15 protein-coding genes are annotated in these 15,945 nt (G+C 49.6%); 1 reads left to right on the plus strand and 14 read right to left on the minus strand.

The annotated features are described in order from the left end of the window. Positions 1-11: 11 nt before the first annotated feature. From nqrE to MRJ96_01865, 13 genes are all read right to left on the minus strand, one after another. Complete coding sequence (gene nqrE / locus MRJ96_01805; protein ID MDR4500178.1) at positions 12-620, minus strand: NADH:ubiquinone reductase (Na(+)-transporting) subunit E; 609 nt, start codon at positions 618-620, stop codon at positions 12-14. Beyond that, positions 621-1,283, minus strand: a complete 663-nt coding sequence (locus tag MRJ96_01810; protein MDR4500179.1) for an NADH:ubiquinone reductase (Na(+)-transporting) subunit D — start codon at positions 1,281-1,283, stop codon at positions 621-623. It abuts the gene before it with no gap. Further along, complete coding sequence (locus MRJ96_01815) at positions 1,280-2,059, minus strand: Na(+)-translocating NADH-quinone reductase subunit C (GenBank protein ID MDR4500180.1); 780 nt, start codon at positions 2,057-2,059, stop codon at positions 1,280-1,282. Before MRJ96_01815 ends, MRJ96_01810 begins: the two co-directional genes overlap by 4 nt. 52 nt (positions 2,060-2,111) lie before the next feature. Then, on the minus strand, positions 2,112-3,323 hold the full coding sequence (locus MRJ96_01820) for an NADH:ubiquinone reductase (Na(+)-transporting) subunit B (GenBank protein ID MDR4500181.1): 1,212 nt from the start codon (positions 3,321-3,323) through the stop codon (positions 2,112-2,114). Further along, the gene (locus MRJ96_01825; protein ID MDR4500182.1) at positions 3,324-4,670 is read right to left on the minus strand and encodes a Na(+)-translocating NADH-quinone reductase subunit A; all 1,347 of its coding nucleotides are present in this window, start codon (positions 4,668-4,670) and stop codon (positions 3,324-3,326) included. It abuts the gene before it with no gap. Between the two features lie 219 nt (positions 4,671-4,889). Further along, the gene (gene coaBC / locus MRJ96_01830; protein ID MDR4500183.1) at positions 4,890-6,137 is read right to left on the minus strand and encodes a bifunctional phosphopantothenoylcysteine decarboxylase/phosphopantothenate--cysteine ligase CoaBC; all 1,248 of its coding nucleotides are present in this window, start codon (positions 6,135-6,137) and stop codon (positions 4,890-4,892) included. Between the two features lie 11 nt (positions 6,138-6,148). Next, positions 6,149-6,529, minus strand: coding sequence for a DNA-directed RNA polymerase subunit omega (gene rpoZ / locus MRJ96_01835; protein MDR4500184.1), 381 nt, complete (start codon positions 6,527-6,529; stop codon positions 6,149-6,151). Positions 6,530-6,556: 27 nt separating this feature from the next. Further along, complete coding sequence (gmk, locus tag MRJ96_01840; GenBank protein ID MDR4500185.1) at positions 6,557-7,192, minus strand: guanylate kinase; 636 nt, start codon at positions 7,190-7,192, stop codon at positions 6,557-6,559. Between the two features lie 43 nt (positions 7,193-7,235). Beyond that, positions 7,236-8,111 (minus strand): YicC family protein, encoded by an 876-nt coding sequence (locus tag MRJ96_01845; protein MDR4500186.1) that lies wholly within the window; start codon positions 8,109-8,111, stop codon positions 7,236-7,238. Further along, on the minus strand, positions 8,108-8,818 hold the full coding sequence (gene nth / locus MRJ96_01850; GenBank protein MDR4500187.1) for an endonuclease III: 711 nt from the start codon (positions 8,816-8,818) through the stop codon (positions 8,108-8,110). Before nth ends, MRJ96_01845 begins: the two co-directional genes overlap by 4 nt. Next, on the minus strand, positions 8,815-10,512 hold the full coding sequence (gene hflX / locus MRJ96_01855; GenBank protein MDR4500188.1) for a GTPase HflX: 1,698 nt from the start codon (positions 10,510-10,512) through the stop codon (positions 8,815-8,817). Before hflX ends, nth begins: the two co-directional genes overlap by 4 nt. A gap of 26 nt (positions 10,513-10,538) precedes the next feature. After that, positions 10,539-11,615, minus strand: coding sequence for a tRNA (adenosine(37)-N6)-threonylcarbamoyltransferase complex transferase subunit TsaD (gene tsaD, locus MRJ96_01860; protein ID MDR4500189.1), 1,077 nt, complete (start codon positions 11,613-11,615; stop codon positions 10,539-10,541). A gap of 152 nt (positions 11,616-11,767) precedes the next feature. Next, positions 11,768-14,197 (minus strand): ATP-dependent Clp protease ATP-binding subunit, encoded by a 2,430-nt coding sequence (locus MRJ96_01865; protein MDR4500190.1) that lies wholly within the window; start codon positions 14,195-14,197, stop codon positions 11,768-11,770. 418 nt (positions 14,198-14,615) lie between these two features. Here MRJ96_01865 and MRJ96_01870 point away from each other — a divergent pair, with 418 nt between their 5' ends. Further along, entirely contained in the window at positions 14,616-15,470 is an 855-nt protein-coding gene (locus tag MRJ96_01870; protein ID MDR4500191.1) for an NAD(+)/NADH kinase, read from the plus strand. A gap of 12 nt (positions 15,471-15,482) precedes the next feature. Here MRJ96_01870 and MRJ96_01875 read toward each other — a convergent pair whose 3' ends face one another. Then, positions 15,483-15,851 carry a hypothetical protein gene (locus MRJ96_01875; GenBank protein MDR4500192.1) on the minus strand — a complete coding sequence of 123 codons (369 nt, stop codon included), beginning with the start codon at positions 15,849-15,851 and terminating at the stop codon, positions 15,483-15,485. Between the last annotated feature and the right edge of the window lie 94 nt (positions 15,852-15,945).

The following is a 15,945-nucleotide window of genomic DNA, read 5'->3' on the forward strand; positions in this document are numbered from 1 at the left end:
TTACCGCCGCATCACAATTGAATGCCAGAAAACGCCATGAACCCTAACGACATCAAACCCGCCGTGATAAACGTAATGCCAAGCCCCTGCAATCCTTCCGGAACATCGCTGTATTTGAGTTTTTCTCGAACTCCTGCGAGCGCCGTAATCGCCAATGCCCAACCGAGACCACTGCCGATCCCATAGACCAGGCTTTCTCCGAAATCATAATCCCGTTCCACCATAAACAGGGTCCCGCCAAGAATGGCACAATTCACGGTAATTAATGGAAGAAAGATGCCAAGGGCGTTATACAGTGCGGGGAAATACCGATCTAACAGCATTTCCAGTATTTGAACGATGGCCGCGATCACGCCGATATAACAGATCAATCCTAAAAAGCTGAGATCCACCTCAGGGAATCCAGCCCATGCCAACGCCCCCTCTTTGAGAAGCCATTGATACAGCAGATTATTGACTGGAACTGTGATGACTTGCACCACAACCACGGCAATGCCAAGCCCCAAGGCTGTTTCGATCTTTTTTGAAACGGCCAAAAACGTACACATTCCCAGGAAAAAGGCTAAGGCCAAATTTTCGACGAAGATAGATTTGATCAATAAATTGACGTACAGTTCCACTTACAGCACCTCGGTTCGATGGACGTGATGAATACGGTACTCGGCACGCTCAACCTGTTCGGTTTTCCAGACACGTAATCCCCAGATAAAAAGGCCGATGAGGAAAAATGCGCTGGGTGGCAGCAGCATCAAACCGATGGGCGTGAACCATCCGCCTTCAGAGACAAGCGGAAAAACCGGGTAGCCCAATAGCTTTCCAGCCCCCAACAATTCGCGAATTGTCCCCACGAACACCAAAATCACGCTATAGCCAAGGCCATTTCCTATGCCATCCAAGAAACTGAGACCGGGACCATTTTTCATGGCATAGGCTTCCGCCCGTCCTAACACAATACAGTTGGTGATGATCAATCCTACGAACACCGAGAGCTGCTTGCTGGCATCAAAGGCGTAGGCTTTTAAGAGTTGATCAACCACGATCACGAGCGATGCAATAATCGTCATTTGCACGATGATTCGAATGCTGCTTGGAATATGGGCCCTGATCAGACTGATCGAGGCATTCGAACAAGCCGTCACAGCCGTGAGCGCCAGACACATGATCAAAGCCGTGGCGAGAGAGGTCGTAACAGCAAGGGCGGAACACACGCCCAACACTTGAAGAGCGATCGGATTATTGTCCAATAACGGATCGGTGACGACCTTCTGAGCCTCATTCGTCATGACGACTCTCCGCGTTGAGACCGGGCCTTCTGTAAGTACGGGCCGAACCCCTGGTCACTCATCCAGTATTGCAACAAGCGGGTCACGCCGCGACTGGTCAACGTGGCCCCCGCCAACCCGTCGACTTGATGGATGGCCTCCGACTTTCCCGAATTAACGCTGCCTCGAACGACTTCAATCGCAGGAATGCCCGCCACGTTGTAGACGGCTTTTCCCGGCCATTTGGCTCGCCAATTCGGGTTGTCGACCTCACCTCCCAACCCCGGGGTTTCCGCATGTTCATAGAATTGCAAGCCGTGAATTGTGTTCGCATCTTCTTCCAGGACGAGAAATCCATACAGCGTCGACCAGAGTCCATACCCATGCACAGGAAGAATGTAATATGTGATCCTGTCATCATTCTTCACTAGATAGACCGTGGCTCGTTTCGCCCGTTGTTTAATATGGGCAATATCCAGGTCGAGCGGAATGATGTGGTTTTGTTCAGGATCTTTGGCGGCCTTTCGTTGATCATACTCGCGCGCATTCATCCCTTCGACATAGTCACCAGATGCTAAATCCACGACTTTGGCCTCGACCTGCCGAAAGAGATCTTCAACCGCTCGTCCCTCCTGGTACAGGCCAGCCACTTGTAGGATATTTCGCTTCTTATCAAGGCTTTGGTTCTTGAGCTGAATGGGTTTGAGGGCTACGGCAGCCGTCGACACGATAACGGAACAGACCAAACAGAGAAGCAGCGCCACGATGATGGTCTTGGCCGTACTATCGTTCGGCATGCGCAAAATATTCCATCCCCGTGCAGTGCTAGGTCGTGACGAAGACATGTCGTCAGGTGTCGCGCAAGATTCGTTTTCTGACATTGGCCTGAATCACCATATGATCAATCAGTGGAGCAAAAATATTCGCGAATAAAATGGCGAGCATCATCCCTTCCGGAAAAGCCGGATTGGCCACCCGGATCATGATCGTCATGAACCCGATCAAGGCTCCAAAAATCCAACGGCCCACCGTCGTCATCGAAGCGGAAACAGGATCGGTCGCCATGAACACCATGCCAAAAGCCGAACCGCCGAGGACAAGATGCCAATACCAGGGAAGCGTCACCATGGGATTGGCCTCACTCCCCAACATATTGAACAACAGAGTCGTTCCGATCATCCCCAACGCGACGCCAGCCATGATGCGCCAAGATGCCACACGCGTGTAGATTAAAAACGCGGCTCCGAGAAGACAGGCGAACGTCGACGTTTCCCCCATAGCCCCCTGAACAGTCCCGAGGAATGACTGCATCCATGTCAATCCCGCCCCTTCGATCGCGGCCAGCCCGCCGATCGCGCCCAACCCCAGAGCGGTCGCGCCACTAAATCCATCTACAGCCGTCCAGACGGTGTCTCCTGACATTTCGGCAGGAAAGGCAAAAAACAAGAACGCACGGCCTGTCAATGCGGGATTGAGGAAGTTCTTGCCCGTTCCACCAAAGACTTCTTTTCCCAAGACCACTCCAAAGGAAATCCCGATGGCGACCTGCCATAACGGAATATTGGGAGGAAGCGTTAAGACGAATAGAATCGAAGTCACCAGAAAGCCTTCATTCACTTCGTGATTTCGAACGGCGGCAAAGAGGACTTCCCATAATCCTCCTGAGACTAACGTCACGACATATAGAGGGAAGAAATAGAGAAACCCATGCCAGAGGCACCCTGTTATGCTTGCGGGATCATACCCGATACCCAAGCCCTCGAGGATCGCTCCCTTCCACCCTCCGATGGTCTGCATACCCAACTGGGCCATGGCCAAATTCGCTTGAAGGCCCGTGTTGTACATCGCCATCGCGATGCATGGCGTGACGGCCACAAAGACATACATCATCACACGTTTCAAGTCGGCTCCGTCTCGAACATGCGGTGCGGATCGTGTGACGGTCGATGGGGTAAAGAGAAAGCCGTCGATCATTTCGTAGACGACAAAATATTTTTCGTATGGCCCCCCTTTTTGAAAAAGAGGCTGCCATCGGTCCAAGAGACGACGAAGTCCTTGCATCTAACCGTCCCTCTCTATCTGTTCCAGGCATGATCGTAAGAAAGGACCAAAGTTGTATTTACTCGGGCAGACGAACGAACACAGCGCTAGATCCTCCTCGTCCAATTCCAAGCAGCCGAGCGCCTGAGCGCGGTCCGTATCCTTCACGACCAGGGAACGCAAGAGTGGAGTAGGAAGAATATCCAGCGGCATGACATCCTCGTACACCCCGACCGGAACAATGGCCCGAGGGCTGCCCTGTTCGAGTGAGTTGAGTCGAAAGACCTTGTGACGGAAGAAGCTTGAAATGAAGACGTTCAAGGCTGAAAATTTTTCAGAGCCGGGCGAGAGCCAGCCCAGAAATGTCCGGTCGCCGCCTTCTGGAATGACCGTAATTTGGGTATGATAGCGACCCAAGAACGTGGCCCATCCGATCGCCCAATGCCCTGAGAGCAACGGGCCTGAAATAACGCGGCAACGAACGGGATCGAGTTGTCCTTCGACAAGGTCCTCTGTTCTGGCTCCCAGTCGAGTCCGAAGCAGCCGTGGCTCTGAAACAACAGGGCCTGCGAGGGAGATGATCCGTTCCGTCCAAAGACGGCCAGTCAGGAAGAGTTTTCCGATGGCGATCACATCTTGGTACTGAATGTGCCACACCGTTTTCTTCGGTCCCACCGGATCAAGAAAATGTATGTGCGTGCCCACCAGCCCCGCTGGATGAGGACCAGCAAATTCTGCCACTGTGATGTGTTGATCTGATATTGTGGGAATATCATCCCCAAGCGTTTTACAAAGAAATACGTTCCCCTTCGTGAGATGCGTGATGAGCGTCAAGCCCTGAATGAAGTCATCTTTGAACTCCCTGACGACGCATGAGGGCTTGGGAGCCAAGGGATTCGAATCCGTGGCCGTCACGAATATCGAATGCGGAATCGACTCAATGGGCGGCACCTTGCTATAGGGCCTCGTTCGAAACGCCGTCCACAGCCCGGACACCACAAGATTCGCCCTGACTTGTTCCCGTGTGATATGTCTGAGCTCGTCATGACGGAATGAGTCGAATGTTTCTTCATCATGTCCTTCGAGTTGAATCACCACAGACTGCAGAACACGTTTGGCACCTCGATTAATGGCAGAAACCATACCGCTTCCCGGCGAGGTATAGACCACTCCAGGGTTGGTCTTATCTGAAAACAACGGCTGTCCGAGTTTGACCCGACTGCCCACTTCCACGTGCATGCTCGGCTTGATACCGACATAGTCCTGCCCCAACAGGGCCACTGAACTCACGGGGCGTCCCTCGTCAATCGACTGATCCGGCTCGCCAGCGATAGGAATTTTCAGCCCTTTTTTAATGGAGAAATGCATACACAGGGGTATCAGTACCGTATAAGCTGTCTATTCAAGATATGCCTCTTCTGTCTTATTCGGTCATCCTGGGTACATTCTTTAGAGAATATTCGTGATTAGAGGAAAATGGCGTTGATTGATGAACACGGCTAGGCAGGAGACCGCCGTAGACCTCACGGAAGGGAGATCGTCTCAGTAACTTTCGATTACGAGAATACTACGAACGTGAATTGACGATTAGGAATGAGGGATTGATGCGATAGGCCTGGAAGGAGTGGAGGACGTGGCAAGCAGTGGTTGCAGTTCATATAATATTCGTTCCGCTACCAGGCGTTTGGACATTCGTGAAAGAGGCATGTGAGTTCCCTGACGTGTCAGAAGACAGACCTCATTCGTTTCGTTGTTAAAAGCCGATTCGGGGCCGCCAACTTGATTGACGACGACCATATCCAAATGTTTCTTACGTAATTTCTCAGCGCCGTTTTCCAGAAGGTTGTCGGTCTCCGCGGCAAACCCCACGAGAATTTGATGGGTCCGCTGAGCCGAAAGAGCAGAAAGAATATCGGTTGTTGGTTCAAGCTCCAACGGCTCTCCTTGCCACGTGTGTTTTTTAAATTTTGCTTCACTGGCGTATTTAGGCCGAAAATCTCCCACAGCCGCCGCCATAATCAAAATATCGCATGAGGTAAATCGTGCGAGGAGGGCCCGGTACATTTCTTCTGCGGTGTTCACAGGGACCAGCTCAATTCCCTTCGGCGCTTCTTGACTCGTCGGCCCACTGACAAGCATGACTTCTGCGCCTTGGGCGCGGGCAGCGCGAGCTAAGGCATAGCCCATCTTCCCTGAGGATCCATTCGAGATAAACCGCACGGCATCGAGAGGTTCTCGCGTCGGTCCCGCAGATATCAGGAGACGGCGTCCAAACAGATTCTTCGATCCCTGCAATGCCTGCACGACAGCGCTGATGATCGTTTCTTCATCAGGAAGTCTTCCCCGTCCGACCTTGCCCGAAGCCAAATCTCCTATTTCAGGATCCAAGACGACTACGCCGCGACTTCTCAGCGTTTGCACATGTCCTTGGGTTGCCGGATGGTCCCACATCTCTCCATCCATCGCTGGGGCCATGACGATAGAACGCTGAGTGGTGAGCAACAGGGTGCTCAGCAGATCATCAGCCAATCCAAGTGCAGCCTTTGCGATCGTATTCGCCGTGCAGGGAGCGAGCACGATGATATCGGCCGACTCCGGTAATGTGAGGTGTTGCATTTCTTGATGATTGGCGAAAAGGTCCGTGCTGACGGGATGCTTAGATAAGGCTTCGAAGGTCAGTGGAGCAACAAACCGAGTAGCGGACTCGGTCATCACGACAGAGACATCGGCTCCTTGGCTCAAGAAGGTTCTCAGTAAACTCACAGCCTTATAGGCTGCGATGCTTCCTGAAACTCCCAAGAGAAGACGTATCCCTTGTAGACGGGATGGACTCATGTTCAGAATCTCTAGGACTCTTCCTCGGCTTCTGGCTCAGCCTCTGGCTCAGGGGACTTCGGACTATCGTCAATATACACGCTGAGTTCTTTTTGGATCTCTTGAGCATTTTCATCCGTTTGAGCAAGGAGAGCGGGGTCAAACTCACGTTCACCGGTCCCCTTGACCTGTCTAATGGCTTCTCGTGCATCCTGCCCCATCAAGAAACTCACATCTCCACGCAAGACTTCTTCCAATGCAGCGGATGTCTCCTTAATAAACTTGTGAGACCCTTGAGTCTGAGCACCGCGCATAATTTGTTTCGCCCGTTGTGCAGCGATCAACACAATGCGAAACCGAGAGTCAAACTGTGTTTGATGATGTTCGGGAAGCAGCGATAACGCATCAATCATGGCATTTCCTTTCTTGACTTCATGAAGTTAGGACACACGCTGTTGCTCGTGCCTTTTAAAAACATGATCATAAACCCACGCTTCATTCAGACGTTTAGTGCGGACACGTTCAGCTAAAATAATTGACTCAAATTCTTTGATAGACTGGTCAAGACTTTCGTTCTTGATCGTATAGTCATAGTGAACATGCTGTTCCATCTCTGACCGAGCCTTTTGAAATCTTTGCTCAACGACCTCTGGGGGATCTGTCCCCCTGGCCTCTAACCTGACCTTGAGCACTTCAAGAGACGGGGGCATTAGAAAGACAGATACGCAATCACTCGCCTTTTGCATGACATTCTTCGCGCCTTGGACATCGATATCCAAGATAATATCAATGCCCCGCTCTTGGGCTTTCAGAAGTTCTTGACGCGGCGTTCCATACAGATTTCCATAGACTTCAGCCCATTCAAGGAAGGCGTCCTGAGTAATCAGCTGACGAAACTCCGGTTCATTCACGAACCAATACTCCCGTCCATTCGTCTCGCCGGCACGAATCGGACGAGTGGTATAGGAGACGGAAAGCTGCACACTCGGCATGGAGCGGATGATTCGCTCACAAAGCGTCGACTTTCCTACACCAGAAGACCCTGAAAGAATAAACAATATTCCTTCACGCGACACGAGGCACCACTTTGTATAGGACAACCTTCACGATTCTTACCGTTTATTCCACATTCTGAATCTGTTCACGAATTTTTTCAAGCTCGCTTTTGACGTCAACCACATGCAGCGCGATATCGGCATCATTCGCCTTCGAACCGATCGTATTGATTTCCCGTCCCATCTCCTGAAGAAGGAAATCGAGTCGCCGTCCTATCGCGCCTTTGGATTTACTGGATTTTTGAAATTGTGTGATATGGCTCTCCAGCCTCGTTAATTCTTCCGTAATGTCACATCGATCGGCATAGCTGGCCAACTCTTGAGTGAGGCGATCTGGAAAAACCGGCGCGTCGTTGAGGAGCTTGACCACTCGAGCCTGCATGCGATCAAAATGTTCTTGAACGCTATCAGGCGCCCGTTTCGCGATGGCCTTTAAGGCAACTCGTATCTTCTGAAGGCGCTTCATCGTATCATCGTACAAAACTTGCCCTTCTTGCAATCGCATCTTGTCCAACTCAGCGAGGGCTTCTTTCGTCAGACGGACAAGTGCCGGCCTTGCGTCTTTTTCTTGTATCGGCTGGTCGATCACCGTGAACACATCACGCATTCCCGCGATCAGCCCGATATCGATAGAACCTTTGATCCCAAGATCACGTTGAAGTTCCGTTAACTGGGAGTAGTACGTCCGCGCGGCTGATCGATCGAGCACGAGTGATTTTTCCCGTTGATTCTTTATATTGATCGAAACTGCGAGCTCTATCCGTCCTCGCTCGCAACGTCGATGTACGATTTGCTTGAGGTCTTCTTCCAGACCTGTCAAACCACGAGGAATCCTCGGGACAACCTCGCAAAACCGGTGGTTGACGGATCGAAGCTCAACACTCAATACCATACCTTTCCATTCCGTTTCCTTCTTGCCAAACCCCGTCATGCTTTTCATACGTCAGACAACTTTCCACTCCAATGGCACAGTTCATAGATTGGGCAGATACCGCACTTTGGTAGTCTGGCTTGGCATACATACCGCCCATGCAAGAGTAATCGCTGAGCTCCAACGGTCCACTGCGATGGAGGCAAAAGCTTTTGAAGATCATATTCTATCATCGTTGGATCATGATGTTGGGTCAAATTCAGACGATTAGATACACGTTTCACATGCGTATCCACGACAATGGCCGGTTTTTTAAAATAACTTCCGAGCAGCACGTTGGCCGTTTTTCTACCGACACCAGGCAAGCTGGTCAGTTCTTCCATGGAATCAGGCACGACGCCATCATAACGAGTCGCCACCGCCTCGCCACAAGCCATAATATTCTTGGCCTTGCTTTTATAGAACCCCGTTGAACGAATCAGTGCCTCCAATTCCTGAGGGTCAGCCTGAGCAAACGCCTCGGCAGAGCGAAAGCGGGAAAAAAGCGCAGGCGTCACCCGATTGACTCGCTCATCAGTGCATTGCGCCGAAAGGATAGTGGCAATCAGCAGCTCTAACGGGTTAGACGACGAAAGCTCTACCTCAGGGATGGGAATCGCTTCTTCTAAAGCTTTCAGAATTTGCTGCGCCCGAACTTTCAATGACCTTGTACGTGAACGACTCCCGGCTTTCTCCTGGTAAGATGGCCGGCGACCAAGGGATCGAGACGCCGTCATGAGGCCGACACGATAGGTAAATTCGCCGCTTGAGATAGACACATTGGATGAAACATCTTCCGTACTTTACCCTCCTGCTCAAGGCGATTCAACATATAGGAGAGTGCTTCTCGCACCAACCCAAGTGTCTGTCCTTGTGTCGCCGAAATCCCGATTGCTCGATAGCGATGACACAATCGCTCAACATGATCGATTGATAGCGTATCGCATTTATTCAGTACCATAAGACGAGGAATATGCTCAAATTTCAATTGCCGTAAAATATTCTCGACCGCCTGTATCTGACCATCAAGATCCTGCGTCGCCGCATCAACCACATGGAGTAAGATATCTGCATATTCTAATTCTTGAAGTGTCGTCTGAAAGGCAGTGACAAGATCTTCCGGGAGTTCTCGTATAAATCCCACGGTATCCATCATGATGACTTCCCCACGATCTGGGATATACAAGCGACGACTCACCGGATCGAGCGTTTCGAATACGCGATCTCTTGCAGCCTTCCTGCTCCCGGTTAATGCATTTAACAACGTCGTTTTCCCAACGTTGGTATACCCAATTACCGAAACCACGGGAATGTTCTGACGGTTCCGCATGCTCCTCTGTTGCTGACGACTGCGTGACACTATTTCTAATTCTTTTTCAAGACGTCTAATTCGATCACGTGCGCGTCGACGATCCGTCTCCAATTTCGTTTCACCAGGTCCACGGGCACCTATGCCGCCAGCTAAGCGAGAAAACGCGGTACTGGATTGGGCAAGACGAGGAAGTCGGTATCGAAGCTGAGCTAACTCCACTTGCACTTTACCGATTCGGGAATGTGCGCGTTGGGCGAAAATATCGAGAATGACTTGTGTCCGGTCCAGGACTCGCAATTCAGTCACTTGAGAGATGCCATGTACTTGAGCCGGTGTCAAATCGCGATCGAAAATGAGCCAGTCCGCTCCAGTTTGTAGGGCTTGAATAATCACTTCCTTCAACTTTCCAATGCCCAGAACATACTTGGGATGGAGCATCTGTGGCCGTTGTATCACGACATCGACGACCTGAATATGACTGGCCCTGACAAGTTCTCTCAGTTCATCGAGACGTTCTTGGCGACATGACGCTCGTTCAGTCGATACACTCACTAATATTGCGCGTGAGATGCTTTGCCCCTGTCGCAATCCGATATGAGCTTGGGTACACGCACTCTCCAAGGATTGAATAAAGTCTTGACAATCGAGTTCAAACCGTGGCCAAGGACAGGGATCCCACGTTTGATAGGACCTGCCCTTGATCATCTGCGGAAGAAGATGCGCCAAGTAAATATTCTTGAGATCGCCTCCCTGACCGATACCAAGGGCAACCATTAAATCTAAACGCAATAACGCCAAATCGGTTAAATCATCCCGGGAAAGCGGCTGATCGTTCAGGTGGGTGTGAACAAGTCGAACGCCACGCAATAATCGAAGCCCCGAACGGCTACGAGCCATACTCGGGATCATCAGCTCATGATCATTCCCGATGATGACTGATTGAATATGCCCTCTTCGATCGATCAACAAACCAATTTGCCGGCGCATTTCAAAGGAAAGTTCCGCACAAACTTTGGCTAGTTCATTCGTTACCACTTGATGACTAGGGACTTTCCGACGATAAAGGCGTTCCAGGCGGCTGATTTGGTTCGCCTTTAATCCATGCAGATTTCCAAACACAACAGGAATGATCAGGTCTCCACTGTTCAGGATTCTCTAGAATTCGCGCTGTCGTGGATTTGAAGGACTGAAGAAAAACTCATCTCCATTGATGGCTTCACATCTGTATCAAGATCCCATGAGGCGAACTGCCCGACTCGATACTGTTCCCAGCCAGCAGCGGCAATCATGACCGCATTATCTGTACACAAAGACAGACCTGGTAGCGCGAGAGGAATGCCAGCCTGTTGAGCTCGCTCGCTGAGGCACGCCCGGAGCCGACTATTAGCCGCTACTCCGCCAACCACTGCCAGGCCTCTTGCACGATACTTCCTCACGGCTCGAAAGGCCTTTTCAACTAGTACATCTACGATCGCTTCCTGATAGCTAGCGGCCAGATCTTCGAGAGATGGCATTTCCGATCGAGATAGTCGTTGATCGCGTAAGTAATACAATAAAGCGGTTTTCAGCCCACTAAAACTAAAATCAAAGCTCCCGCGATTCATGTACGGTCGCGGAAATTTAACTGCATCTATCTGCCCAGCTCGAGCAAGACGATCTATGATTGGTCCACCTGGATAGTCGAGTCCCAACATTTTCGCCCCTTTATCAAAAGCTTCTCCAGCGGCATCATCAATGGTTTGACCGATTAATTGGTAGTGACCAGGCCCCTCTGTAAAAAACATGTGCGTATGCCCTCCTGAAACCACCAGCATGACTGACGATTTCGGGAAGCGTGGATGTTCAATCCAGATTGACGCCAAATGTCCTTTTAGGTGATTGACGCCCAGCAGCGGCACTTGTAAGGCATATGATAATGCCTTGCCGAAATTTACACCAACGAGAAGAGCGCCAGCTAGTCCTGGCCCGTACGTCACAGCAATACCTTGAATTTCAGGAAAAGTCATGTTTGCCTCGGTCATGGCCTGTTGAACAGTAGACTCAATGGTTTCGACATGACGACGTGAGGCAAGCTCGGGTACCACACCACCATATGCCTTATGCACATCAACTTGGGAATCTAAGACATTCGAGAGAATTTTCCCCTGTTCCGTGACTACAGCTGCAGCTGTTTCATCACAGGATGTCTCTATTCCAAGAAGAGGGCCGTATTGACTCATCATAGAGAATGCTCACTTAGAAGCAAGGCTCTCTTCATAATATCGAATACACATGAACACATCAGGTTAAAAACAATCCCCGTAAACACAACGACCCTCAGGATCAATGATCCTGAGGGTCGTGTATGTTATCGACTCTCTTCAGATTCGTATTTTTATACACCGGCCATGGCTTCTTCTTCAACAAAAGCTGGCTCTTGCTCATTCAAAACCACTTTGATTTTCCGAGCATCCTTGAAGCGACCTTTGATCAATTCTTCGGAAAGCGGATCCCCCAAGCGCTTTTGGATGGTTCGCCTCATCGGCCTTGCTCCATATTGAGGATCATACCCCTCCTTAATGAGCCACTGTTTGACTTCTTCGCTTACCTCGAGCTCTATTCCTCGTTCAGCCAATCGGGTATTGAGTTCATTGATTAGAATATCAACGATGGTCACAAGGTGTGTTTTATTGAGTTGATGGAAGACCACAAAATCATCGATACGATTTAAGAACTCAGGGCTGAAATTTCTCTTGAGCTCACTCATGACTTCACCTTGAAGCCTGTTGGTTTGAGCCTCTTCTTCCTCTTTTTGGAAACCAAGAGATACGCCCTTTTGAATTAGCTTTGTCCCCAAGTTCGAAGTCATAACTAATATGGTATTCTTAAAGTCGACTTTTCTACCAAGACTATCGGTCAACACCCCATCGTCTAGCACTTGAAGTAGCACATTAAAGATATCAGGGTGAGCCTTTTCGATTTCATCAAATAACACGACGGAATAGGGCCTACGCCGAACCTTTTCCGTGAGCTGACCCCCTTCTTCATATCCCACATAACCTGGAGGCGCCCCAAACAACCGAGAACTGGTAAACTTTTCTTGATATTCGGACATATCGATACGAACGAGCGAATCTTCTGTGTTGAAGAGAAATTCCGCAAGCGCTCGAGCAAGCTCTGTTTTTCCGACTCCAGTAGGTCCTAAGAAAATAAACGAGCCAATAGGCTTTTTGGCTTCTTTCAGACCGGCTCGCGAACGGCGAATGGCCCGGGATATTGCCGAAATAGCCTCCTCCTGACCGACAATCCGCTTGTGGAGAAATTCTTCCATATGTAACAGTTTCTCCGACTCTTCCTCTTCCAGCTTGAACAACGGAATCCCGGTAATCTTGGAGACTACAAATCCGACATCATCTCCAGTGATGATTGGTTTATTCTGCTCTTGATTCTTTTTCCAATCCCGCTTTGCATCTTCAAGCAATTTCCTCAGCCGTTCTTCTTCTTCCCGAAACTTCACGGCATCTTCAAAATTTTGTACGCCGATGGCCACTTCTTTTTCACGAGCCACTCGCTTCAGTTCCTGCTCTAGAGACTTAAGCTCAGGAGGCAAGGCATAGGATTGAAGCTTAGCCCGTGAACCTGTTTCATCGATAAGATCAATAGCTTTGTCTGGCAAAAACCTATCCGTAATGTAGCGATCTGTCAGCTTCACGGCTTCTGTCACGGCTTCATCAGTAATTTCAACACCATGATGTTCTTCGTACCGGTCACGAAGACCTTGAATGATCCGAATAGTTTCCTCGACAGAAGGCGGCTGAACATAAATGGGTTGGAACCGCCTCTTTAACGCTCCATCCTTTTCAATATGTTTCCGATATTCATCTAATGTTGTGGCACCAATGCACTGAATTTCCCCACGCGAGAGCGCTGGCTTGAGCATGTTGGCTGCATCAATCGACCCTTCCGCTGCTCCGGCACCCACCAATGTATGTAACTCATCGATGAATAGAATGATATTGCCAGCTTGGGCAATCTCCTTCATCACCACCTTGAGACGTTCTTCAAATTGCCCCCGGTATTTGGTCCCAGCGACGAGTGAACCCAAGTCTAAGGCGATCACACGACGGTTCAATAAATTATCGGGAACATCCATCGAAACGATTCGTTGAGCCAAACCTTCGACAATAGCGGTTTTCCCGACGCCGGATTCTCCAATCAATGCCGGATTGTTCTTGGTGCGACGACTCAAAATCTGGAGTACCCGTTCTATTTCATCTTGCCGGCCGATAACAGGATCCAGTGAAGCTTCTTGTGCTAATTGCGTTAGGTCTCGGCCGAACTCGTCAAGCGCAGGTGTACTGCTTTTCTTATCACGTTCGCGCGATCCTGACTTGCGCAAGAAGGTGACCGTGAGCTGACGAGCCGTGAGAAGGTTTGCGCCAAGGCTACGAAGGACCTTTCCACCAATTCCTTCCTCTTCCCGAAGAAGCCCTAAAAGAAGGTGTTCACTCCCAATATGATTGTGCCCAAGAAGTCGAGCCTCCTCGACACCGTATTCTATAACTTTCTTAACACGCGGACTAAATGGAATTTCCCCAAATGTAACGGTTGTACCACCACCTGGAAGATTTCGCTCAATCTCTAAACGAATCTGCTCCGGCGAGAGCCCCATCTTCTTAATGATCATCAAGGCAATGCCATCAGACTCACGAAGTATCGCCAAGACTAAATGTTCCGTACCCAAATAATCATTCTGATGCCTCTCCGCCTCTTCCCTGGCAAGAATGATAATCTTTCGACCTCGATCCGTGAATCTTTCGAACATTGTTCCTCCCTTCTCTTACGTCACCAAAAAACTTTGACGCATTGGAAGAGCCCAGTTAACTCACGACACAATATCGCAGAACCACTTATTAAAATCAGTCTATCCACGGAATAGCAAAACTGTCAAGATGAAAGTACCGAGCTATCAATGCTTCAGCAGGTACATTCAAAAAAGCTCTTGACAAAAGACATTTCTTAGCATCTTGCCTGCAATATTGATTCATAAGGTTTTCCCGGTTTTGACATCACCGTGGAGCAGTCCTTCACTATGGGAAATAACTCTTTGGCTTCGGAAATCGTCGTGTTTGCATAATATAGTCACTTAACTTTTTGTGCTTGCCTTCTTTGAATACAATTACTACCATCGCGCCACAAGCCCTGACCTCTTCTCTCCTCATGAAATGGAGGCAAGAACACGTGTGATCAAGATTGGTATTCTTACAAAACCTCAATCGGAAAATATTCAACCAGTCTTAACGAGCCTTGTTGACTGGCTTACCGACAGAGGGAAAATCGTCATCCTTGATACGCCCACCATAGAAGAACTTCGAAAAAATACGAGAACGGACCGCCGAGATCAAATTGCCCAACAAGCCGACCTTCTCATCGTACTCGGGGGAGACGGAACCATGCTGCATGGTGCGCGATTGGTTGAAACCCGGTCAGTGCCCATCCTGGGCGTCAACATGGGAGGGCTGGGGTTCTTAACGGAAACGACCGTGGATCACATGCATGATTCGCTTACCCGGATCTTCGACGGTGATTATCTGATCGAACAACGTCTAATGTTGCGGGCCAACCTCGAACGTGACAAATATATTATCGGAGAGGGGACCGCGTTAAATGATGTCGTCATAAACAAGGGGCACTTAGCACGAATGATTGATACGAAAGTCAGCATTAACGACTCATTCGTCACCAATCTCCGGGGAGATGGACTGATTATTTCAACTCCAACGGGGTCAACGGGCTATTCACTCTCAGCCAATGGACCGATTCTTGATCCATCGCTCAATGTCTTTACGCTCAACCCTATTTGTCCGCATACACTCTCCCATCGGCCCTTTATCGCCCCTAGCCATGTGTCTATCTCCGTCACGCTGACCAGCCATGAAGAGGCCATGGCGACACTTGATGGGCAAGTGGGGTTCACCATGTTGGAGCATGACACCGTGCGTATCTGGGCCTCCAACCATCAAGCGCACCTGATTCGTTTCCCTGGTCGTAGTTACTATGAAGTTTTGCGGAACAAATTGAAATGGGGAGATGGATAGAAAGAATAGGAGTCAGAGCGAACAATCAGGACAGGTCGTTGGCTCTTCATCTGCCCAAAATTCTTGTGCCGTGAGCGGAAATGTCTGATCACATTGATCGCAATATCGAATTTCAAAGTACGCTTCACCATTTTCGTGAATTTCGCACGGCAGCAGGAGATCCATCGGATCGAAGCCAACCGTCTTCCCATTGGGAAACTTGACGACGGCCAACCTGACGTTAAATGCCTCAAAGACACCTTCTTGCCCTTTAAACTGTTCATCATGACCCAGTACATACACGGGCTGGCCTTTACGTTTGACACGCAAGTCTTTTAAGGTACGTTGGCTCTCCGTCGTACAACCATATTCATTTTGCGGGACTTCACTTACCGTCGTCATGTGTTCACCACTACCCGGTTCATTATTTTGAAATCAGAATAAAAAATGACTCGAATGTCATTGATTTTGCTTGTAGCACGAGTTCCGAAATATG

This window comes from Nitrospirales bacterium, assembly GCA_031315865.1.
GTDB lineage: Bacteria > Nitrospirota > Nitrospiria > Nitrospirales > UBA8639 > JAGQKC01.